Below are 20,683 nucleotides of genomic sequence, written 5' to 3' on the forward strand. Positions count from 1 at the left end.
GCGCCCCGTTTGCTTTAGCGTGGTGCAGTGAATTTATCGCTTAACAATGCGAATCGTCTGCCCTAAACGAGACGGTTTTTCCTCACTCGCTTTCTGCGGGTTGCTCACGCAAGCGGTTTCCACGCAGACAAACGTTTTGTAGCCATCATCCGTCATGTCGGCCATGCTGACGGACAGCGCAGGGCCCGGGTTCCAGCCAACCACGTCGCTGTGATGATGATGGACCACTTCAATGCCGCGGTTCAGGGCGCCGTCGTGGATCACGCTGCACGCTTCCGGGTGCAGGTAGACGCGGTCGGTACGGTCAGGGAATGCCTGAACGCCGTCGCTCAGTTTGCCTTCTTTCGCGCTATCGACTTTATCAATATAGGTATCGCCCAGGCCGCTCACCTTCACGGCGCTGATATCACCCACGTTGAAATAGGTGTGCAGGGCAGAGGTGGTTTCGAACTCGCCGTGAGCTTCCAGTTCGATTTCACAGGTTTTACCCAGCTTGAAGCGGGCATAAAGGGTGAAATCGTGCGGCCAGAGGGCGCGGGTTTCATCATTAGCCTGCAGCTCAAAGGTCAGCACTGCGCCGTTGTCATCTTCGTTATGCGCTTTCAGCGTCCACTGCTGGTTACGGGCAAAACCGTGAGACGGCAAACCCGGCTGTGCTGACGGGCCGAACCACGGCCAGCAGATCGGTACGCCACCGCGGATTGCGGCCCCTTTTTTGAAGGAGGTCGCATCGCTCAGCCATAAGCCTTCTGCTTCGCCTTCCGGTTTCCAGGAGAGCAGGTGGGCGCCGTTGAGCGCTACGGAGGCTTTAACGCGTGGGTGGTCAACGACGATAATATCAGCACCGTCAATCTGACGGCGGGAGAGCACAGGGGTAAGTTGTTCGACTACCGGAAGTGCAAAAATTTTATGAGTCATTAAGCAATCCTCTGTCTAAAAACAATAAAAAAGGCGACCGAAGTCGCCTTTTTGGATCAAACACTCATCTCAACTTATTTGGAGATGTGAGCGATCAGGTCCAGTACTTTGTTAGAGTAGCCAGTTTCGTTGTCGTACCAGGAAACCAGTTTCACGAAGTTGTCGTTCAGTGCGATACCTGCTTTAGCATCGAATACTGAAGTGCAGATTTCGCCGTTGAAATCGGTAGATACAACGTCGTCTTCGGTGTAGCCCAGAACGCCTTTCATTGCGCCTTCGGAAGCAGCTTTGATCGCTTTCTTAATTTCTTCATAAGAAGCAGCTTTTTCCAGACGAACGGTCAGGTCAACAACGGATACGTTAGGAGTTGGAACGCGGAACGCCATACCAGTCAGTTTGCCATTCAGTTCTGGCAGTACTTTACCTACAGCTTTAGCAGCACCGGTAGAGGATGGGATGATGTTCTGAGCCGCGCCACGGCCGCCGCGCCAGTCTTTGTGAGACGGGCCATCAACGGTTTTCTGAGTAGCGGTAGTCGCGTGAACGGTAGTCATCAGACCTTCGATGATGCCGAAGTTGTCGTTGATAACTTTAGCCAGCGGTGCCAGGCAGTTGGTGGTGCAGGATGCGTTAGACACGATATCCTGGCCAGCGTAAGTTTCGAAGTTTGCACCACGAACGAACATTGGGGTGTTGTCTTTGGAAGGACCAGTCAGAACAACTTTCTTCGCACCAGCGGTGATGTGTTTACGCGCAGTTTCGTCGGTCAGGAAGATACCGGTTGCTTCAGCAACAACGTCAACACCGATTTCGTTCCATTTCAGGTTAGCTGGGTCTTTTTCAGCAGTAACGCGGATGGTTTTGCCATTAACAACCAGGTGGCCGTCTTTCACTTCAACGGTGCCGTCGAAACGACCGTGAGTTGAGTCGTACTTCAGCATGTACGCCATGTATTCAGCGTCCAGGAGATCGTTGATACCAACGATTTCGATGTCAGAACGTTTCTGAGCAGCACGGAAAACAATACGGCCGATACGGCCAAAACCGTTGATACCTACTTTGATAGTCATATATTCCACCAGCTATTTGTTAGTGAATAAAAGGTTGCCTGTAAAATTACAAAAACCTTACGCAGCGTCAAGCGGAATCGTGTCAATCATTGCGACAAATCAATCCTGTGACTAACGTTTGTGCGACTGACTCGCCTCACTTTCCCTTTGAGCTTGCACCCATATGGGGGCTGAGCCGGGATTTTAAAGTCCTCTCAGGATAAAAATGTGAACGTGATCACAATTGCCTGACCGCTTATTCGCGACACATAAGTTTAGATCAAAAGTGCACGCAAGGGTGTTAATGTTTTGTTAGAATCCGGGGTGAAAGATGTCTGTTTCTACAGCGAGATGTAAGCATATGTCGAACCAACGTAACCCTGACGATTTGAAAAAAAACCTCACAGAAATGCAGTTTTACGTGACGCAGAATCACGGAACGGAACCGCCGTTCACCGGGCGTTTACTGCACAACAAGCGAGACGGCGTCTACCACTGCCTGGTCTGCGATGCGCCTCTGTTCAATTCACAAACGAAATTTGATTCTGGCTGCGGCTGGCCGAGTTTCTACGAGCCGGTGAGCGATGAGGCCATCCGCTACCTGACCGACTCGTCGCACGGCATGGTGCGTACGGAAATTCGCTGCGGCAACTGCGATGCGCACCTTGGGCACGTCTTCCCGGATGGCCCCCAGCCTACGGGCGAGCGTTTTTGCGTAAATTCAGCCTCAATGAGCTTCACCGATGATGAAAACGGTGATCAGATTAAGGGTTGAAAAAACGATTCAGCAAATTATTCCTTTGAAAGGGCGCGAGAGTGAATATTGATGACATGATTAGCGGCATGACGCCGGAGATTTATCAGCGTCTGGTGACCGCCGTAGAACTGGGAAAATGGCCCGACGGCGTTGCGCTGACGCCGGAGCAAAAAGAGAACAGTTTGCAGCTGGTGATGCTGTGGCAGGCGCGCAATAACACCGACGCGCAGCACATGACGATCGACACCAAAGGCCAGATGGTCATGAAGAGCAAGCGCGAGCTGAAAGAAGACTTTGGCATCACGCCGAAGCCGATTGCGACGATGAAAATGCAATAACGGTGCAGGTTGATACCCTCTCCCACAGGGAGAGGGCGTAAAAGACTACGCCTGTGTTTCCAGCCAGTCTTCGAGCGTATACAGCGTTGCGCCTTCCGCAGCCATATCCATAAACGCCTGAGTGCTGTCCTGCGGGTGAATGTTTACCCCGCGGCAGCCGTCGGTGATGACGCTGACGGTATACCCCAACTGGAGCGCGTCCAGCACGGTAAACTTCACGCAGTAATCCGTCGCCAGGCCCAGCACCATCAGCTCCGTGATTTCATGGTGGCGTAACCACGCGTCCAGCGCCGTTTTCTGGCGATGCCCGTTATCAAAAAACGCGCTATAGCTGTCGATAGCCGGGTTTTCACCTTTATGGAACACCGCGTCGATAGCTTTCTGGTTCAGGAGCGGATGCAGCTCCGCGCCTTCCGTCTGCTGTACGCAGTGATCCGGCCAGAAGGTTTGCGTCAGCCCGTCGAGTTCCCCCTGAGTGAAAGGCTCGACGTCGTGCTGGCTGGCAAAGCTGCCGTGATTCGCCGGGTGCCAGTCCTGGCTTGCGACAACCGCTTCACCGCGGGCTTTGCACCAGTCAATCAGCGTGTTTGCCACGTCAACGGTGCTGTCACCTTCGGCGACGGCCAGCGCACCGCCCGCGCAGAAATCATTTTGCAAATCGACCAGTAACAGGGCGCGTTGCTTCATGAGCACTCCTTATTCGTCCGGGGTCAGCTCGCCGCGCAGGTTTTGCATCATCGCGCTGCGAATAGACTGAATGTCCAGATCCTGACTCAGTAAATAGTGAAGTTTAGTCAGCGTTGCCTCAACGGTCATATCGAACCCGCTGATAACTCCGGCGTGCGCCAGCGCGTTGCCGGTGGCATAGCCGCCCATGTTGACCTTTCCGGACATACACTGGGTCAGGTTCACGACTACAATTCCGCGCTCGCTGGCTTCCTGAAGCTCTTTCAGGAATTCGCCGTTCTGCGGCGCGTTGCCGACGCCATAGGAGCGCAAAATCAGCGCTTTCACCGGCTGGCGCAGGAAGTTACGCACCACATCGGCGGAGATACCCGGGTAGATAGTGACCACGCCAATCGGCTGCGGAGTGATCGGATGCACGATCAGCTCGCCGGCGGTGTTCGGTGCAGGCGGCGTGCCCAGACGACGGATATGAATCCCGGCCTCCAGCAGCGGCTGCAGGTTAGGGGAGGCGAAGGCGTCAAAACCGTCAGCATGGGCTTTGGTGGTACGGTTGCCGCGATACAGACGGTTATTGAAGAACAGCGACACTTCGTTGATCGGGTAATTCGCCGCCACGTAGAGGGAGTTCAGCAGGTTGATCTGCCCGTCCGAGCGCAGCTCCGCCAGCGGGATTTGCGACCCGGTGACGATAACCGGCTTGCTCAGGTTCTCCAGCATGAAGGAGAGCGCCGAGGCGGTAAACGCCATGGTGTCGGTGCCGTGCAGGATCACAAAGCCGTCGTACTGGTCGTAATGGGCTTTAATGTCATCCGCGATATGCTGCCAGTCTTCCGGCGTCATGTCGGAGGAGTCCATCAGCGGCTCGTATTCGTGGATGGTGAAGTCAGGCATTTCCGGACGGTGGAATTCTGGCATCAGCGCAAGCTGACGCTGCAGGTGGCCGGAGACAGGGATATAGCCGTTTTCAGAGCGCTGCATACCGATGGTACCGCCAGTGTAGGCTACATAAATCGATTTCTTCTGCATGGTAGTGAGTTCTTGTTCTTCAAAAGAAAAAAATCCCCTCTTCGCGGGAAGAGGGGACGGTTTTTAACGGACGTTAGCGCAGGTCAGGCAAAACGCGTAACGACTCTGTGGATCGTTAAAGGCCGCGAGCTTATCGCTTTCCGCCTTCATCGCTTTCGCCGCCGTGGCGACCGGCGCAGGCAGGTAAGCCTGCATCGCCTCCGGCAGCATGGCGCGTACAGAGCCGGACATGCTGTCCATGACCATATCGAAGAACGACGGCTCGTCCTGGTAATACTCGATATGCCACTGCTTGAGCTTCGCCAGCTCGGCGGCTTTCTTCACCGCGTCATCGAAGTCGCCCAGGCTGTCCACCAGACCGTTGCTCTTCGCATCCTGGCCGGTCCAGACGTGGCCTTGCGCAATCTGGTCGATCTGCTCTGGCGTCTTTTTACGCGAGTCCGCCACCAGGGTGATAAAGCGCTTATAGCCGTTCTCAATGCTGAGCTGCATCATCTCAGAGACTTCCGGCGGCAGGGATTTGGTCACCGACACATCCGCCAGCGGAGAGGTGGCAACGCCATCGGTATGCACGCCCAGAGAATCCAGGCTGTTCTCCACGGTGTTGATCACCCCGAAGATGCCAATCGAACCGGTCAGCGTGCTTGGGTTAGCCACGATGTAGTTGGCTGGGGTTGAGATCCAGTAACCCCCGGAGGCGGCCATTCCGCCCATTGATACAACCACCGGCTTGCCGGCGGCGCGCGCCGCGGCCAGTTCAGCGCGGATCACCTCGGAGGCGCTGACGCTGCCGCCAGGGCTGTTCACCCGCAGGACGATCGCTTTCACTTTCGGATCCAGGCGAGCATCGCGGATTTGTGACGCGGTAGTATCGCCGCCCACGTTACCCGGGGTCTCCTGACCGTCCATGATGGCGCCGTTGGCAAACACCACCGCGACGCTGTTACCGCTGTCATCCGGCTTTTTCGTCGAGTAATCATACATGCTGATGGCGCTGTAATTTTTATCCTCTTTGCTCCAGCCAAACTGCTTGCTCAGGGATTTTTCAATCTCGGCGCTGGTGCCCAGGGCATCCACCAGTTTGTTATCCAGCGCATATTTCGCGGTATCACCGTCAACCTTACGCAGGCCATCCAGCACGCCTTTCGCGCCGGGGAACGCCTGCTCAGGCGTAATCTGGCGGTTGGCGGCAACGGTGCCGAGATAGTTCTGCCACAGCTCGCCAATCCAGCGGCTGTCCGCTTCACGGGCGGCAGGAGACATGTCGTCGCGGATAAACGGCTCGACGGCTGATTTATACGTGCCGACGCGGAAGACGTGGGTGGTAACCTTCAGCTTGTCGAGCAGGGATTTGTAGTACAGGCCGTTGGTGGCAAAACCGTGCAGATCCACCGTCCCCTGCGGGGAGAGCCAGATTTTATTGGCGAAGCTCGCCAGATAATATTGCCCCTGGCTGTAGCTGTCGCCCACGGCAATCACCGGCTTGCCGCTGTCGCGGAATTCGCGCAGCGCTTTACCGATGTACTGCATTGAAGGCTGATCGCCTCCGGCGAAATCTTTCAGATCCAGCACGATCCCGGTGATGTTACGGTCGTCTTTGGCCTGGCGGATGGTATCGACGATATCGAACAGGGAGTTTTCCTGCAGACGGTCTGATGTCGCGCCAAACAGCTGGCGGCTGATTGCCCCCAGACGGTTGCTGGCGGACGGTTTATCAACGATAACGCCGGTGATATCGAGTAACAGGGCCCCGCGAGTCGAATGCTGCGCCTGATTCGCGTTGCTGATATGCATCCAGATGCCCGCGCAAACCAGAACCAGCAGGATGAAGAAGATGTTCATCACCAGGTTGCGGACGAAGTTGAGCAGTCGCCACGTCCATTTAAAGAAACCGGCAATGATTCGCCAAAGGGTTCGCATGTATTCTCCCTAACCAGAAAATGACTGTTTCCGTCGCCACTGGACGGTAATGTTGGGTTATCGTAATGACCCAACCGCCACTTGTCAGCAGGAATCGCCTGCCAGGCTGTAACAAAATCTGCCGTCGTGTTAATTTTGTGAGTAAATTTCAAGAAAGGAGTTAACCAATGGACGCACTCGAACTGCTTGTTAACCGCCGTAGCGCTTCCCGTCTGGCCGAACCTGCCCCGGCAGGCGAGCAGCTGGAGAACATTCTGCGTGCCGGCATGCGTGCCCCCGATCACGGCACGCTGCAGCCGTGGCACTTCTTTGTGATTGAAGGCGAAGGCCGCGATCGTTTCAGCCAGCTGCTGGAACAGGGCGCGGTTGCCGCCGGGCAGGATGAGAAAGGGATCGACAAGGCGCGCAATGCCCCGTTCCGCGCCCCGATGATTATCGCCGTCGTGGCGAAATGCCAGGCCGGCCATAAGGTGCCGGTCTGGGAGCAGGAAATGTCCGCAGGCTGCGCGGTGATGGCGATGCAAATGGCCGCCGTCGCGCAGGGCTTTAACGGTATCTGGCGTACCGGTGCGCTGACCGAAAGCCCGGCGGTCCGTGACGGTTTTGGCTGCGGTGAGCATGACAAAATTGTCGGTTTCCTCTATCTCGGCACCCCGCAGCTTAAAGCCTCCAGCACCATCAGCATTCCGGACACCACGCCTTTCGTCAGCCATTTCTGATAACGCACCTAAACTGTCTGGATTCTGAGCATCTGCCGCAGAATTCAGACAGTCATACTTACCTCTTTATGGAATGAGCGCTACCATAGCGCGATTGAGATGACAGGAGACGTCCATGAGCGAGCAAACCATTCGTTTAACGCAGTACAGCCACGGAGCCGGTTGCGGTTGTAAAATTTCCCCGAAAGTGCTGGAGACCATCCTGCACAGTGAACAGGCGAAGTTTGTCGACCCGAACCTGCTTGTCGGCAATGAAACGCGTGACGATGCTGCAGTTTATGACTTAGGTAACGGCACCAGCATTATCAGTACTACCGACTTCTTTATGCCGATTGTCGACAACCCGTTCGACTTCGGGCGCATTGCGGCCACCAACGCCATCAGCGATATCTTCGCGATGGGCGGTAAGCCGATCATGGCGATTGCCATTCTGGGCTGGCCGATCAACACCATCCCGCCGGAAGTGGCCCGCGAGGTGATTGATGGCGGACGTTTTGCCTGCCAGCAGGCGGGGATTGCGCTGGCCGGTGGTCACTCTATTGATGCGCCGGAGCCTATCTTTGGCCTGGCCGTTACCGGCGTAGTGCCGACCGAACGCGTGAAGCGCAACAGCACCGCGCAGGCGGGCTGCAAACTGTTCCTCACCAAGCCGCTGGGCATTGGCGTGCTGACCACAGCCGAGAAAAAATCCCTGCTGAAACCGGAGCACAAAGGCCTGGCAACCGAAGTCATGTGCCAGATGAACCTCGCCGGTGCGGCGTTTGCCAATATCGACGGCGTGAAGGCGATGACCGACGTCACCGGTTTTGGTCTGCTGGGGCACCTCTCTGAAGTGTGTCAGGGCGCGGGCGTGCAGGCGCAGGTCTGGTATCAGGACGTGCCGAAGCTGCCGGGCGTGGAGGAGTATATTGCTCAGGGCGCGGTCCCGGGCGGTACCCAGCGCAACTTCGCCAGCTACGGTCACATGATGGGCGAAATGCCCGAGGAGTGGCGCAACCTGCTGTGCGATCCGCAAACCTCCGGCGGCCTGCTGCTGGCGGTGACGCCGGAATCTGAAGCCGAGGTTCAGGCCACTGCCGCCGAGTTTGGCATCACCCTGACGGCGATCGGCGAGCTGGTGACCGCGCGCGGTGGCCGACCGATGATTGAGATCCGTTAATTCGATGCGGTTGTTTATTGCCGAAAAGCCGAGCCTGGCCCGTGCCATTGCCGATGTGCTGCCTAAACCGCATCGCAAAGGCGACGGCTTTATCGAATGCGGTAACGGGCAGGTGGTCACCTGGTGTATTGGTCACCTGCTTGAGCAGGCGCAGCCGGACGTCTACGACAGCCGCTACGCCCGCTGGAACCTGAACGATCTGCCCATCGTGCCGGAAAAATGGCGCCTGCAGCCCCGTCCTTCGGTCACCAAACAGCTCAACGTGATCAAGCGCTTCCTGCATGACGCCGCTGAAATTGTGCACGCGGGTGACCCGGACAGGGAAGGGCAGCTGCTGGTGGATGAAGTGCTGGACTATCTTGAGCTGGCGCCGCAAAAGCGCCAGCAGGTGCAGCGCTGCCTGATAAACGACCTCAACCCGCAGGCCGTCGAGCGGGCGATTTCGCGCCTGCGCGCCAACAGCGAGTTTATCCCGCTGTGCGTCTCGGCATTAGCCCGCGCACGCGCCGACTGGCTGTACGGCATCAACATGACCCGCGCCTACACCATCCTCGGGCGCAACGCGGGCTATCAGGGCGTGCTTTCCGTGGGGCGCGTGCAGACGCCGGTGCTGGGGCTGGTCGTGCGTCGTGACGAAGAGATTGAGAACTTCGTCGCCAAAGATTTCTTTGAGGTGAAAGCGCATATCGTCACGCCTAAAGACGAACGCTTTACCGCCGTCTGGCAGCCTAGCGATGCCTGTGAATCGTATCAGGATGAAGAGGGGCGACTGCTCCATCGTCCGCTGGCGGATCACGTGGTTAACCGCATTACCGGCCAGCCGGCTATCGTTACCAGCTATAACGATAAACGGGAATCAGAACCCGCGCCGCTGCCGTTCTCGCTTTCTGCACTTCAGATTGAGGCGGCCAAAAAGTTTGGCTTGAGCGCGCAGAACGTGCTGGACATCTGCCAGAAGCTCTATGAAACCCACAAGCTCATCACCTATCCGCGTTCGGATAGTCGCTATCTGCCGGAAGAGCACTTTGCCGGTCGCCACTCGGTGATGAACGCCATCAGCGTCCACGCGCCGGATCTGCTCCCGCAGCCGGCGGTAAACCCTGACACCCATAACCGCTGCTGGGACGACAAAAAAGTCGATGCTCACCACGCGATTATCCCGACGGCGCGCGCCAGCAACGTCAACCTGACCGAGAACGAAGCGAAGGTCTATAACCTGATCGCCCGTCAGTACCTGATGCAGTTCTGCCCGGACGCGGTATTCCGTAAGTGCGTGATTGAGCTTGAGATTGCCAAAGGCAAGTTTATCGCCAAAGCGCGTTTCCTCGCGGAAGCAGGCTGGCGCACGCTGCTGGGGAATAAAGAGCGCGACGAAGAGAACGACGGCACGCCGCTGCCGGTGGTCGCTAAAGATGACGAACTGCTGTGCGAGAAGGGCGAAGTGGTTGAACGTCAGACCCAGCCGCCGCGCCATTTCACCGATGCGACGCTGCTGTCGGCGATGACCGGGATCGCCCGGTTTGTGCAGGATAAAGATCTGAAGAAGATCCTGCGCGCCACCGACGGTCTGGGGACGGAAGCGACGCGAGCGGGGATCATCGAGCTGCTCTTTAAGCGTGGCTTCCTGGAGAAAAAGGGACGCTACATCCACTCAACGGAACCGGGCCGGGCGCTGATTCATTCTCTGCCGGAGCTGGCCGCGAGGCCGGACATGACCGCGCACTGGGAATCGGTGCTGACGCAGATCAGCGAGAAGCAGTGCCGCTATCAGGACTTTATGCAGCCGCTGGTCGGGACGCTTTATCAGCTGATCGATCAGGCGCGCAGCACGCCGGTGAAAACGTTCAGAGGGATGGTTGCGCCCGGTGGCGGCGCGAAGAAACCGTTCAAGAAGAAAAAGAGCGCGGCAGCCTCTTAAACCGTAGGTCGGGTAAGGCGCAGCCGCTACCCGGCGAAAAGCAGCTCTGCGGCCTGATACGCCCGGTTTTCTCCCTCTCCCTGTGGGAGAGGGCCGGGGTGAGGGCATCCGGCCGCACGCGATAAATCTTAAATCACACCCTGACCAATCATCGCATCCGCCACCTTCACGAATCCGGCGATATTCGCCCCGCGCACGTAGTTGGTTTGCGACGCCTCGCCGCCGTACTCCACGCAGGCATGGTGAATATCCAGCATGATGTGGTGCAGGCGCGCATCCACTTTCTCCGCCTTCCAGCCGAGACGCGCGACGTTTTGCGCCATCTCGAGGCCGGAGGTCGCCACGCCGCCCGCGTTAGCGGCCTTGCCCGGCGCAAACAGCACGCCCGCTTCGAGGAACAGGTCCGTCGCGTCGATGGTGGTCGGCATATTCGCCCCTTCGGCCACCGCTTTTACGCCGTTGCTAATCAGGGTACGTGCGGCGTCCGCATCCAGCTCGTTCTGCGTTGCGCACGGCAGGGCGATATCCACCGGAACGCCCCACGGCTGTTTCCCTTCCAGGTAGGTCAGGCCAAGCTCCCGGGCATAATCCGCCACGCGACCGTCGCGGCTGGCTTTGATTTCACACAGGCGCGCCAGCTTCTCTGCCGTAAAGCCCGCTTCATCCACTACCGTGCCGCTGGAGTCAGAGGCGGTCACCACGCGAGCGCCAAGCTGCATCGCTTTCTCAATCGCGTACTGCGCCACGTTACCGGAGCCGGACACCGCGACGCGCATACCTTCAAAGCCTAAACCGTGACGCTTGAGCATCGCCTCGGTGAAGTAAACCAGGCCGTATCCCGTCGCTTCCGGGCGGATCAGGCTCCCGCCAAACGACAGCCCCTTGCCGGTAAAGACGCATGCGCTGTTGTTGGAGAGCTTTTTCATCATCCCGGCCATAAAGCCCACTTCACGTCCGCCCACGCCGATATCACCGGCAGGAACGTCGGTATCCGGGCCGAGGTGGCGGTAAAGTTCGGTCATCAGCGCCTGGCAGAAGCGCATCACTTCGCCTTCACTTTTGCCTTTCGGGTCGAAATCGCTGCCGCCTTTCCCGCCGCCCATCGGTAGCGTGGTGAGGGCGTTTTTAAAGGTCTGCTCGAAGCCGAGGAATTTCAGAATCGACAGGTTCACGGACGGATGAAAACGCATGCCGCCCTTAAACGGGCCAATGGCCGAGTTAAACTGAACGCGCCACGCGCGGTTAACCTGTACCTGGTTGCGATCGTCAACCCACGTCACGCGGAACTGGATCACGCGCTCTGGCTCGACCAGGCGTTCAAGCAGAGACATCTGGCGATAACGCGGGTTTTGTTCAAGGAAGGGCCACAGGGTGGTCATAACTTCACGCACGGCCTGCGCGAACTCGCTTTGGTGCGGGTCGCGCTGCTGAACATGGGCAAGGAAACTTTCCAGAGAGCGTGTCTGATCCATAGATATAAGAACCTCTTATCGTATTTTATGTTTATTACTTATGCGATTTGTGTTGTTTTTTTGACTATACCACCCGTACCGCTTTGTGAGGCAAGCAGAAATTTATGACGAAAGGGAAATTAATGAGAGGGCGGGCGTCATAACGAAAAGCGATGAAGAGATAAATTAAAGGTTCGGCTCTGGTTTACCGTTATAGTCATTATCAAGGAACTACTGGAAGATGTGTCTATGAAACGTTATCTACTCACCGCGTTATGTCTGATCTTTACTGCAGGCGTGCAGGCCAACCCCATTCTCCCGGACGTGGAAGTGAATGTGCCGCCGGAAGTGTTTAGCTCCAGCGGCCAGAATCAAACGGTGCAGCCCTGTAATCAGTGCTGTATCTATCAGAATCAGAACTACTCGGAAGGGGCCGTTGTGAAAGCGGACGGCATTCTGCTGCAGTGCCAGCGCGACGAGCGCGCCATCAGCACGAACCCGCTGGTCTGGCGTCGCGTAAAACAATAAAGGCTTCCAGCAGCGGAATATCCGCGGGGGCTAAGGCGTAGCCAAACGCCTCTTCCGGCGTACACCACGCGAGCGCGCTGTGGTAGTGCGCCGTGAGCTCGCCGCGAAAAGCAGGAACGTGCCAGGCATGCAGGTTAATCAACCGCTGCGAGACTTCCCGCTGGTGGCTTGCCACGTATTGCCCCGGCAGGGCGTCAATGCCCAACTCTTCACGCAGCTCGCGGATAAGCGCTTCTGGCTGGGTTTCTCCGGCCTCGACTTTACCGCCTGCAAATTCCCACATTCCCGGCTGGTCGGCGTGGGCAGGGCGCTGCGCCAGTAAAATGTTGCCGTCTTTTTCGATGATGGCGGCAACGACATCGAGTGTTTTCAGCATGGTCGTCAATAATTGATAGCGAAAAAAGACATATTATCGTGCCCTTTCTCAGAGTCCATTAAACAGGAGAATCAGGTGAAAGAGTCCACCGCCTGGGTTGCCCCCCTCGAATCCCTTCCCGCCAGCCTAAAACCGATAGCCGCCATGCAGAAAAAGCACTTTGGCGTGGTGCTGAATCCCACCCGCTGGTGGGGGCGAATGCCGCGTCTGTTCTGGCTGGTGGCGCTGTTTGTCGGCTTTCTGGAGCGTCGTCACGCGCGCCTGACGCCCGCGCTGCGTTCGCTGCTCATGACGCGGGTATCCCAGCTCTGTCACTGCGCTTTCTGTATTGATGCCAACAGCCTGCGTCTGGCCGAGCGCTGGGGCGCGCTGGATAAGGTTCAGGCCGTGAGCGACTGGCAGGATTCCGCCTTGTTTACCGAGCAAGAGCGCGCGGCGCTGGCCTACGCCGAGGCGATGACCGCCACGCCGCCCCGGGCGGATGAGGCAGTCAGAACGGCGCTGAAGCGCCACTTCACGGATGATGCCATCACCGAGATGACGGCGCTGATTGCGTTTCAGAATCTCTCCGCCCGCTTTAATGCCGCGCTGGATATTCCGGCGCAGGGGCTGTGCGCCACGTTTAACGAGACTCCTCATGCTTGACCGTCATCTTCATCCGCGGGTAAAGCCCGTTCTGAATCGTCTGGTTTCCGTGCTGGATAAGCCGGGCATCACGCCCGACGGATTGACCCTGACCGGGTTTGCCATCGGCGTGCTGGCGCTGCCGTTTCTGGCCCTCGGCTGGTATCCGGCGGCGCTGGCCGCCATCGTGCTTAACCGCCTGCTGGATGGTCTGGACGGCGCGCTGGCGCGCCGGAGAGGGCTGACCGATGCGGGGGGATTTCTCGACATCGCGCTCGATTTTCTGTTCTACGCCCTGGTGCCGTTTGGCTTTGCACTCGCGGCTCCGGCAGAGAATGCGCTCGCGGCCGCCTGGCTGCTGTTTGCGTTTATCGGTACCGGCAGCAGCTTTCTGGCGTTTGCGGCCCTGGCCGCAAAGCACGACATCGACAACCCCGGCTATGCGCACAAGTCGTTTTATTACATCGGTGGGTTAACGGAAGGGACGGAGACCATCGCCCTGTTCGTGCTGTGCTGCCTGTTCCCGGCGCACTTTGCGCTGTTCGCGTGGGTATTCGGCGCGCTGTGCTGGCTGACCACCACAACGCGCGTCTGGAGCGGCTATGTGACGCTGAAGTCACTCAGCCCTTAGAGAGCGCTCTCTGGCCCGCGCTCTCCGGTGGTGACCGGGTTCTGCGGGTGACTGCTCCATTCGTACCAGCCGCCGTCATAGACGGCGACATTCTTCCAGCCCATCGCCCGGGCGTACATAAAGGTTTCTGACGCCCGCCACCCGGTGCCGCAGTAAAACGCGACGTGCTGTTCCGGCAGAATATTCCAGCGCTTCCACTGGGCGGCGATATCGTCCGCGCTGCGCATGGTGCCATCCGGGTTATGGAAATCTTCCATATGGGTCGCGTCGCTGCCCGCATGACCCCAGCGGGCACCGGCAATTTCACCTTTTGGTTTGATGTAGCTGTAGCCGCTGGTTTCGCCGATGAACTCCGGCCACGAACGAATGCTGACCAGGGAGGCATCCTGACGGTGCAGCATCCCCCGCGCCTGTTCCATATCAACCATCAGCTGCGGCTGGCCGGGGATCGGCGCGCCAAAATCGGGGGCTGGCGTCACTTTAGCGGGCGTGCCGCGCTCAACCGGCAGGCCTGCATCCGACCACGCCTTCCAGCCGCCGTCGAGAATACGCACATCCTTCACGCCCGCATACAGCATGATCTGCGCCACGCGCGCGGCGGCGTAAACGTCACGGCCATACAAAATGACGGTGGTGTCGTGACGGATCCCGTGCCTTGCCAGCATCGCTTTCAGCGCGTCGTCGGAGACTTTATTCCACAGCGGCTCGCTCTCCACCTCGTTGGTGTCGATGTAGCCCGCGCCGGGAATGTGGTTCAGCAGGTAAAACTTCGGTGCGCCCCAGGCGGCTTCAATCACTTTCCAGTCACCCGCCGGCGCGGCGGTCACGGGTTTACCCTGCTGGAGGCGGTGGATCCACTGCGGGTAAACCAGCTGTTCAAAGTGAGGCAGGCGCTGAAGGCGGTCGGGCGTCTGCAGAGCGTCGCTGAGCAGCGAGACGTGGCGGTATCCGGCTTTCTCCAGGCGGGATTTCACCGCCAGGTTATCGTTCTCGTCGCCGTAGAGGGCGATGGCGGTTGCAGGCGTAAGCTGATGCTGTTTTGCCCAGCTCGCAATCTGCTCGTCGCTCATTGCGCCCAGCCAGGCGGCAGCCAGGTTGAGTGCGGCGGGTTCATGCCCGGAGGGGCCGCTGAGGGTCTGCGGCCAGCCGTTATAGAACGCGCTGGGGCGGGTGTCGACAGGCGTGCCGTGCTGCGCCTGAAGCTGAGACAGCGTCATCGCGTTGGGCATATCAGCCGCCAGAGAGGAAAAGGACGCGAGGCCGCAGAGCAGGGCCAGCGCGGTCAGTTGAGAAACACGTTTCATCGAATAACCTGACGTCAGTAAAAGAGGGGGGCATTGTCGTCTCTCCCGAAACGGAAAACATTGCGTTAGCACATTATTGCCAGCGAGAAATCTCAATCAGCTCGCCGCCGGGCGGAATATCGTCCTCATCGTGCGTGACCAGCACCACCGGGATATTGCGTGCGCGGACGGCGTCAAAAACCCATGTCCGAAACGTTGTGCGCAGCGTTTTATCGAGGCGGCTGAACGGTTCATCCAGCAGCAGCGCCTGCGGCTCTGCGAGCAGGGCGCGAAGCAGGCTGACCCGGGCACGCTCCCCGCCGGAGAGGGTGGCCGGATCGCTGGCGTAATGACCGCTCAGGCCGGCGGAATCCAGCGCCTGTTCGACCGCTTCCCGACGCGCTCTCCCGACGATCCGCTCAGGCAAGGCCAGCAGCAAATTTTGCCCGACGCTGAACTGTTCAAACAGCAGCGCATCCTGAAAGAGAATGCCCAGCCCGCGGGATTCAACGGGAAGGCTATCGCAGCGACGCGCGTCGAGCCACAGTTCGCCCCGCGCCTGGAAATCGTCTGAAAGCGCGCCGACCATCCACGCAAAAAGGGTCGATTTGCCGCTGCCGGACGGCCCTATCAGGGTAACGATCTCCCCGCGAGGAATGCAAAAATTGACATCGCGGAAAAGCGGTTCGATGGTGAGATCTTTTACCTTCAGCATTAACGTAATCCTTGACGGTAGCGGCCCGCGAGCCGGGATAACAGTGCGGCAAGACCGAACACCGTTCCCGTGACCAGCAGTAATCCCAGCGCCCTGCTGGCGAGAACAGGGATGCTGCCCCCCCTGCTGAGCGCGACGGTTTCGGTGGTCAGCGTGGCGAAGCGCCCCGCGCCCAGCCAGAGCGTAGGCATGTATTGCGCCATGCTGACGGAAAAGCCGGTGGCAAAGGCCAGCAGCGCCGGGCGCACCAGCAGGGGGCATTTCAGCAGTAAGAATATTTTTGCCCGTCGCCAGCCGAGCGTTCTGGCGGTAAGGATAAGCCGGGGGTCGATCCGCCGCCAGGCGGGCTGTAGAACCAGCAGCATCCACGGCAACACCCACAGCAGATGGCTCCAGAGCACGGCGGCATATTGCCCGTCGAGTCCCAGACGCAATGCAATAAAGTATTGCCCGGTGACGAGCGGCAGCGCCGGAAGGGCGAGCGGTGACCACACCCACGCTGCGCCGCGCTGCGGTCCCCATTCCAGCCAGAGAAAAATGACGATGAGGGCGATCAGGCTCGACAGCAGGCCGAAGGAAAGGCTGGTCCCCACGGGACCCACGTCGCCCCCTTGCGCCAGCATCAGCAGTACCGCGGCGCACAGGATGCCGCACGCGGGCAGTAACCCGCTGAGCGCCCGCTCAGGCAGGACGCGCTGAGACCTTCGGCGCGTTCCCGCGAGTTCCGGAATTGTGCGACGCCATGCCTTCCAGAGGCCGTATCCGAGGGCGGCCAGGGCGGCCAGCAGCACAAGGAGAAGCAGGCACAGCAGCATTCCTTTTGCCTGCTGCTGCGCGTCACCCTGGCTTAGCCACTGAAAGGCCAGCACGGCCAGGGTGGGCGGGTTGCCGGGACCGAGAACGATCGCCACGTCCACGACCGAGAGCGACCATGCCAGCACCGCCAGCATCACCGCGCCGAGGACAGGCGCGATCGCCGGGAGGATCAGCCAGCTGAGCGTCTGATAACGCCCGTAGCCAAAGGTTTGCAGGACGATCTTCTGCTGCGCGAGCCGTTTTTCCGGCAGCACGGCGTAAATGGCCCACAGCACGAACGCGCTCTCTTTGACCGCGAGCGTCACGCCCAGCCCGACGCCGTAGCGGTCAAACGGAGCCGTACAGATGGTACAGAGCTGATAAAACAGACCGCCCTCGGCAAACAGCAGTAACGCGCTGGTGGCGAACGCCACATGGGGGATCGCCAGTAGCCACGGCAGGCGGGTTGTGAGGCGTCGCCAGCGTTGACCGGGCCACAAAAGGCAGACGAAGAAAAGGGCAATCAGCAACGCCCCCAGCGTGGCGATGAGCGTTGAGACCAGCGTGGCGACGGTCGCCTGCGGCAGCTGCGGATCGTTCAGCAGCCGCTGCCAGTTTGTCGCAGAAAGCGCCGGTGCGAACAGCATCACGCCGGCGGGCAGGATCGGCAGATAAATCACCGCCATCGCCAGCCAGACAAGCCCGCTCAGCGGGTGCCGTAACGACGCAGCCATTCCTGCTCCAGCGCGTTCACCCAGGCGGACTGCGGCTCCGCAAGCACCTGAGGCAGCCCCTGAGGCGTATGGGCCAGCAGCTGTTTCGCTTCCTCTTCGGGCAGCGCTTTCGCATCCAGGACGCTCGGGTCTCCCCAGATGGCCGGGTCGGCCTTGCGGATTTGCGCCAGCGGTGACAGCAGGAAATTAGCGACCACCTTTGCACCCGCGCTCGCGCTGGCATTGGCCGGGATAGCCACAAAATGGACGTTGCCGAGCATCCCGCTCTGGAAACCAAAGCTGTAGCTGTCGGCGGGCAGTTCGCCGCTCGCCACTTTCTGCTGCGCATGCGCCGGGTTAAAGGTCAGCGACAGGTTCAGACTGCCGCTGGCAAGAAGGGTATCCATTCGGGCAGGCGAGGGAGGGAAATCTTTTCCTTCGCGCCACAGCAGCGGATGCAGCTTATCGAGGTAGGCCCAGAGCGGCGCCGTAACCTCAGCAAACGTTGCATCTGGCGCTTTTTGTAAAGCCTCTGGATGCGCCGTAAGCGTCAGCAGCAGCTGCTCAAGAAATGCCGTGCCGGTAAAATCGGGCGGGCGAGGATAGCTGACCTTGCCCGGATGCTGCTGCGCGTACGCCAGCAGCGCCTGCGGATCCTCCGGCGGCGTCGGCATGCTGGCTTTGCGGGCGATAAAGGTTAGCTGCGCGCCGCCCCACGGGGATTCCGCCCCGTCGGTTGGAATCGCAAAATCTTCCGTGACGGGTTTGCGGGTATCGACATAGCGCCAGTCTGGCAACGTCTGCGCCCATCCGGTTTGCAGCAGGTTCGCCTCTTTTAACGTGCGGAAGTTTTCGCCGTTGACCCACAGCAGGTCAACCGAGCCGTTGGCCTTACGTCCTGCGGCGGCTTCCGTCTGGATCCGTTTTACCGCATCGGCGGCGTCCGCCAGCGGGACGATTTTTAGGGTAATGGCGTAGTGCGTTTGCATCTCACCGCTGACCCACTCAAGGTAGCGGTTGACCGCCGGATCGCCGCCCCAGGCGTTAAACCAAACGGTCTGGCCTTTGGCCTGCTGTTGGATGGCGTGCCAGCTTTCGGCGGCACACAGGGGGGCTGCCAGCAGCAGACCGGTCAAGAACGCGCAAAAACGCACACGGCGCATAATGCCTCACTTTTTAACAGACGGGAGATAACGGGAAAACAGCCGGCGCGTCGCCAGCGGCAATAACCCCAGTAGTGTAAAGGCGATTAGCATGCCCGGCGACAAAATATCGCGCAGCGACGCCACTTTCCCCAGCTCGCGCCCGGCGTTCAGAAAGACAACCGTCGCGGGCAGCATGGCGACCTGGCTGACCCACCAGTAGCGATATACGCCAATGCGGGTCAGCCCCATCAGCAAATTCACCAGGAAAAACGGGAACAGCGGCATCAGGCGCAGGGCAAAAAGATAGCCCGCGCCGTCATGCGCCATACCGGCGTTCACCGTTTTCATCTGCTGAGCAAACCGCCGCTGGACCCCGTCGCGCAGCAGATAACGGCTGGCGAGCATCGCAAGCGTCGCCCCGAGCGTGGAGGCAAACGAGACCAGCACGGTGCCTTCCCACAGGGGAAATAACGCTCCGCCCAGCAGGGTGAGGATCGCCGCGCCGGGGATCGACAGGGCGGAGACCGCCACATAGAGCGCAAAAAAGATCAGCGCGCTTCGCAGCGGCGCGTGGTCAACATGGGAGAGGAGTGCCTGCTGGTGGGTTTTAATCCCTTCCAGGGAGAGCGTGCCAGGAGGAAGCATGACAAACGTCAGAATAAATGCGCCCAGAAGGGCGCACAGGAAAAGTGTTTTTCGAATGTTCACGCGTCATTACAGCTTGAATTTAGCCCACACCGGCGCGTGGTCAGACGGTTTTTCCATGCTGCGGATCTCGTAGTCGATCCCGGTTTCGATGCAGCGCTCTGCCAGCGGCGAACTGGCGAGCAGCAGGTCGATACGCAGGCCACGGTTGTCGTCAAAGCCTTTTGAGCGGTAGTCAAACCACGAGAAGCGGTCCTGCGTGTCCGGGTTGGCGGTACGGAAGGTATCCACCAGCCCCCAGTCCAGCAGGCGCTGCATCCACTCGCGCTCTTCCGGCAGGAAGGAGCATTTGCCGGTACGCAGCCAGCGTTTGCGGCTGTCTTCACCGATGCCAATATCCAGATCGGTCGGGCTGATATTCACATCACCCATGATCAGCACCGGATTGTCTTTATTGAGTTCGGTTGTCAGGTAGTTCTGCAGATCCTGATAAAACTTGGCTTTGGCCGGGAATTTGGTCGGATGGTCGCGGCTTTCGCCCTGGGGAAAGTAACCATTAATCACGGTGATGTTCCCCAGCGGGGAAGGCAGCTCCGCCATGATGATGCGGCGCTGTGCTTCTTCGCCGTCGCCGGGAAACCCGCGGCGGACTGAAACTGGCGTCTCTTTGGTCAACAGCGCAACGCCGTAATGGCCTTTCTGCCCATGATAGAAGACGTTGTAGCCGAGCTTCGCCACCTCTTCGAGGGGGAACATGTCGTCGTGAACCTTGGTCTCCTGCAGGCCGATCACATCTGGCTGATGTTGCTCAACAATGGCTTCAAGCTGATGGGGGCGGGCGCGCAGGCCGTTGATATTAAAAGAGACAAATTTCATAGTCGCTGCCAGTGCAAGGTGAATAGTGCATGGATGGTAGCAGAATTTGCGTCAACTGTTACCGGGTTCGGCCAATAACTGCGACAGATAATGCCGGTGGTGCAATATTTGCACCATTCTGACGCGCATCGCCCTCAAACAGGGCGTAAATGACCGATAAATTTCGCGAGCGATCACAATTCCAGAATTATATTTGGCCTGTGCATACTCTTTCTGATTTTCATGCGGCAAAGCGCCGCTTGTCGTAAAAATATTCACTTTTTATGCACTAACAGTGAATAACTCCATATTGTAACTTATTGATATTCTGTTACCTCAACCCGTTTATGCAATTTTATCGCTGGCTGGCACGAAGGCTGCAATCTACATTCACAGTGCAAACACTCAATTATTTAACATTCAAATAACTT

The 20,683-nt window shown here is 58.7% G+C and carries 21 protein-coding genes; 8 read left to right on the top strand and 13 right to left on the bottom strand.

Annotation, left to right across the window (positions count from 1 at the left end; translation table 11 throughout):
• Window positions 1–33 precede the first annotated feature (33 nt).
• On the bottom strand, window positions 34–918 hold the full coding sequence (locus HB664_RS11810) for a D-hexose-6-phosphate mutarotase (protein WP_219939497.1): 885 nt from the start codon (window positions 916–918) through the stop codon (window positions 34–36).
• Between the two features lie 74 nt (window positions 919–992).
• Window positions 993–1,988 carry a glyceraldehyde-3-phosphate dehydrogenase gene (gene gapA, locus HB664_RS11815; protein ID WP_023311257.1) on the bottom strand — a complete coding sequence of 332 codons (996 nt, stop codon included), beginning with the start codon at window positions 1,986–1,988 and terminating at the stop codon, window positions 993–995.
• A gap of 340 nt (window positions 1,989–2,328) precedes the next feature.
• Between gapA and msrB the strand changes: the two genes are divergently transcribed.
• Both msrB and HB664_RS11825 read left to right on the top strand, forming a co-directional pair.
• Window positions 2,329–2,742: a peptide-methionine (R)-S-oxide reductase MsrB gene (msrB, locus tag HB664_RS11820; RefSeq protein ID WP_008500710.1), complete on the top strand. Its 414-nt coding sequence runs from the start codon at window positions 2,329–2,331 to the stop codon at window positions 2,740–2,742.
• A 56-nt stretch (window positions 2,743–2,798) separates the two neighbouring features.
• Window positions 2,799–3,062, top strand: coding sequence for a YeaC family protein (locus HB664_RS11825; RefSeq protein ID WP_196238666.1), 264 nt, complete (start codon window positions 2,799–2,801; stop codon window positions 3,060–3,062).
• Between the two features lie 45 nt (window positions 3,063–3,107).
• Here HB664_RS11825 and pncA read toward each other — a convergent pair whose 3' ends face one another.
• The 3 genes from pncA to sppA all read right to left on the bottom strand — a co-directional run bounded on the left by pncA (window position 3,108) and on the right by sppA (window position 6,695).
• Window positions 3,108–3,749 carry a bifunctional nicotinamidase/pyrazinamidase gene (pncA, locus tag HB664_RS11830; protein ID WP_219939498.1) on the bottom strand — a complete coding sequence of 214 codons (642 nt, stop codon included), beginning with the start codon at window positions 3,747–3,749 and terminating at the stop codon, window positions 3,108–3,110.
• Between the two features lie 9 nt (window positions 3,750–3,758).
• Complete coding sequence (gene ansA, locus HB664_RS11835) at window positions 3,759–4,775, bottom strand: asparaginase (RefSeq protein ID WP_008500705.1); 1,017 nt, start codon at window positions 4,773–4,775, stop codon at window positions 3,759–3,761.
• A gap of 63 nt (window positions 4,776–4,838) precedes the next feature.
• Window positions 4,839–6,695, bottom strand: a complete 1,857-nt coding sequence (gene sppA / locus HB664_RS11840) for a signal peptide peptidase SppA (protein WP_048977354.1) — start codon at window positions 6,693–6,695, stop codon at window positions 4,839–4,841.
• A 167-nt stretch (window positions 6,696–6,862) separates the two neighbouring features.
• Here sppA and HB664_RS11845 point away from each other — a divergent pair, with 167 nt between their 5' ends.
• From HB664_RS11845 to HB664_RS11855, 3 genes are all read left to right on the top strand, one after another.
• Window positions 6,863–7,414 carry an NAD(P)H nitroreductase gene (locus HB664_RS11845; RefSeq protein ID WP_033145247.1) on the top strand — a complete coding sequence of 184 codons (552 nt, stop codon included), beginning with the start codon at window positions 6,863–6,865 and terminating at the stop codon, window positions 7,412–7,414.
• A gap of 115 nt (window positions 7,415–7,529) precedes the next feature.
• Window positions 7,530–8,573, top strand: coding sequence for a selenide, water dikinase SelD (selD, locus tag HB664_RS11850; protein WP_182071146.1), 1,044 nt, complete (start codon window positions 7,530–7,532; stop codon window positions 8,571–8,573).
• Between the two features lie 4 nt (window positions 8,574–8,577).
• On the top strand, window positions 8,578–10,491 hold the full coding sequence (locus HB664_RS11855) for a DNA topoisomerase III (protein ID WP_033145248.1): 1,914 nt from the start codon (window positions 8,578–8,580) through the stop codon (window positions 10,489–10,491).
• Between the two features lie 128 nt (window positions 10,492–10,619).
• Here HB664_RS11855 and gdhA read toward each other — a convergent pair whose 3' ends face one another.
• Window positions 10,620–11,963, bottom strand: a complete 1,344-nt coding sequence (gene gdhA, locus HB664_RS11860; protein ID WP_219939499.1) for an NADP-specific glutamate dehydrogenase — start codon at window positions 11,961–11,963, stop codon at window positions 10,620–10,622.
• A gap of 228 nt (window positions 11,964–12,191) precedes the next feature.
• On the opposite strand from gdhA, the gene HB664_RS11865 reads away from it, so the two are divergent.
• Window positions 12,192–12,470 carry a DUF1496 domain-containing protein gene (locus tag HB664_RS11865; RefSeq protein ID WP_029742006.1) on the top strand — a complete coding sequence of 93 codons (279 nt, stop codon included), beginning with the start codon at window positions 12,192–12,194 and terminating at the stop codon, window positions 12,468–12,470.
• Here the strand turns inward: HB664_RS11865 and HB664_RS11870 are convergent.
• Entirely contained in the window at window positions 12,430–12,846 is a 417-nt protein-coding gene (locus tag HB664_RS11870; RefSeq protein WP_032657918.1) for a pyrimidine (deoxy)nucleoside triphosphate diphosphatase, read from the bottom strand. The two genes, HB664_RS11865 and HB664_RS11870, sit on opposite strands and share 41 nt — an antisense overlap.
• A 75-nt stretch (window positions 12,847–12,921) precedes the next feature.
• On the opposite strand from HB664_RS11870, the gene HB664_RS11875 reads away from it, so the two are divergent.
• Together HB664_RS11875 and HB664_RS11880 are read left to right on the top strand one after the other, a co-directional pair.
• Window positions 12,922–13,491, top strand: coding sequence for a carboxymuconolactone decarboxylase family protein (locus tag HB664_RS11875; RefSeq protein ID WP_219939500.1), 570 nt, complete (start codon window positions 12,922–12,924; stop codon window positions 13,489–13,491).
• Window positions 13,484–14,101, top strand: a complete 618-nt coding sequence (locus HB664_RS11880; RefSeq protein WP_219939501.1) for a CDP-alcohol phosphatidyltransferase family protein — start codon at window positions 13,484–13,486, stop codon at window positions 14,099–14,101. The genes HB664_RS11875 and HB664_RS11880 overlap by 8 nt, the downstream gene beginning before the upstream one ends.
• On the opposite strand, the gene HB664_RS11885 is transcribed toward HB664_RS11880, so the two are convergent.
• The 6 genes from HB664_RS11885 to xthA form a co-directional block, all read right to left on the bottom strand.
• Window positions 14,098–15,405 carry a sulfurtransferase gene (locus HB664_RS11885; protein WP_219939502.1) on the bottom strand — a complete coding sequence of 436 codons (1,308 nt, stop codon included), beginning with the start codon at window positions 15,403–15,405 and terminating at the stop codon, window positions 14,098–14,100. The genes HB664_RS11880 and HB664_RS11885 overlap by 4 nt on opposite strands.
• 73 nt (window positions 15,406–15,478) lie before the next feature.
• Window positions 15,479–16,099, bottom strand: coding sequence for an ATP-binding cassette domain-containing protein (locus tag HB664_RS11890; RefSeq protein WP_219939503.1), 621 nt, complete (start codon window positions 16,097–16,099; stop codon window positions 15,479–15,481).
• On the bottom strand, window positions 16,099–17,628 hold the full coding sequence (locus tag HB664_RS11895; protein ID WP_219939504.1) for a thiamine ABC transporter permease: 1,530 nt from the start codon (window positions 17,626–17,628) through the stop codon (window positions 16,099–16,101). Before HB664_RS11895 ends, HB664_RS11890 begins: the two co-directional genes overlap by 1 nt.
• Window positions 17,601–18,761 (bottom strand): ABC transporter substrate-binding protein, encoded by a 1,161-nt coding sequence (locus HB664_RS11900; protein WP_375156387.1) that lies wholly within the window; start codon window positions 18,759–18,761, stop codon window positions 17,601–17,603. The genes HB664_RS11895 and HB664_RS11900 overlap by 28 nt, the downstream gene beginning before the upstream one ends.
• Before the next feature lie 15 nt (window positions 18,762–18,776).
• Window positions 18,777–19,460, bottom strand: coding sequence for a TVP38/TMEM64 family protein (locus HB664_RS11905; RefSeq protein WP_219939506.1), 684 nt, complete (start codon window positions 19,458–19,460; stop codon window positions 18,777–18,779).
• A gap of 6 nt (window positions 19,461–19,466) precedes the next feature.
• A complete protein-coding gene (gene xthA, locus HB664_RS11910) occupies window positions 19,467–20,273 on the bottom strand; it encodes an exodeoxyribonuclease III (protein ID WP_058840797.1) in 807 nt (268 codons plus the stop codon).
• Window positions 20,274–20,683: the final 410 nt, after the last annotated feature.

The organism is Enterobacter sp. DNB-S2 (assembly GCF_019443845.1).
Lineage (GTDB): Bacteria > Pseudomonadota > Gammaproteobacteria > Enterobacterales > Enterobacteriaceae > Enterobacter > Enterobacter asburiae_B.

What these genes read in the sequence shown, in the direction of transcription:
- HB664_RS11865 (WP_029742006.1), top strand. Translation starts at nt 12,192, where the DNA reads ATGAAACGTTATCTACTCACCGCGTTATGTCTGATCTTTACTGCAGGC.
- HB664_RS11885 (WP_219939502.1), bottom strand. Translation starts at nt 15,405, where the DNA reads ATGAAACGTGTTTCTCAACTGACCGCGCTGGCCCTGCTCTGCGGCCTC.
- ansA (WP_008500705.1), bottom strand. Translation starts at nt 4,775, where the DNA reads ATGCAGAAGAAATCGATTTATGTAGCCTACACTGGCGGTACCATCGGT.
- gdhA (WP_219939499.1), bottom strand. Translation starts at nt 11,963, where the DNA reads ATGGATCAGACACGCTCTCTGGAAAGTTTCCTTGCCCATGTTCAGCAG.
- HB664_RS11890 (WP_219939503.1), bottom strand. Translation starts at nt 16,099, where the DNA reads ATGCTGAAGGTAAAAGATCTCACCATCGAACCGCTTTTCCGCGATGTC.
- pncA (WP_219939498.1), bottom strand. Translation starts at nt 3,749, where the DNA reads ATGAAGCAACGCGCCCTGTTACTGGTCGATTTGCAAAATGATTTCTGC.
- HB664_RS11855 (WP_033145248.1), top strand. Translation starts at nt 8,578, where the DNA reads ATGCGGTTGTTTATTGCCGAAAAGCCGAGCCTGGCCCGTGCCATTGCC.
- xthA (WP_058840797.1), bottom strand. Translation starts at nt 20,273, where the DNA reads ATGAAATTTGTCTCTTTTAATATCAACGGCCTGCGCGCCCGCCCCCAT.
- HB664_RS11870 (WP_032657918.1), bottom strand. Translation starts at nt 12,846, where the DNA reads ATGCTGAAAACACTCGATGTCGTTGCCGCCATCATCGAAAAAGACGGC.
- selD (WP_182071146.1), top strand. Translation starts at nt 7,530, where the DNA reads ATGAGCGAGCAAACCATTCGTTTAACGCAGTACAGCCACGGAGCCGGT.
- HB664_RS11895 (WP_219939504.1), bottom strand. Translation starts at nt 17,628, where the DNA reads ATGGCTGCGTCGTTACGGCACCCGCTGAGCGGGCTTGTCTGGCTGGCG.
- HB664_RS11825 (WP_196238666.1), top strand. Translation starts at nt 2,799, where the DNA reads ATGATTAGCGGCATGACGCCGGAGATTTATCAGCGTCTGGTGACCGCC.
- HB664_RS11845 (WP_033145247.1), top strand. Translation starts at nt 6,863, where the DNA reads ATGGACGCACTCGAACTGCTTGTTAACCGCCGTAGCGCTTCCCGTCTG.
- HB664_RS11880 (WP_219939501.1), top strand. Translation starts at nt 13,484, where the DNA reads ATGCTTGACCGTCATCTTCATCCGCGGGTAAAGCCCGTTCTGAATCGT.
- gapA (WP_023311257.1), bottom strand. Translation starts at nt 1,988, where the DNA reads ATGACTATCAAAGTAGGTATCAACGGTTTTGGCCGTATCGGCCGTATT.
- HB664_RS11810 (WP_219939497.1), bottom strand. Translation starts at nt 918, where the DNA reads ATGACTCATAAAATTTTTGCACTTCCGGTAGTCGAACAACTTACCCCT.
- sppA (WP_048977354.1), bottom strand. Translation starts at nt 6,695, where the DNA reads ATGCGAACCCTTTGGCGAATCATTGCCGGTTTCTTTAAATGGACGTGG.
- msrB (WP_008500710.1), top strand. Translation starts at nt 2,329, where the DNA reads ATGTCGAACCAACGTAACCCTGACGATTTGAAAAAAAACCTCACAGAA.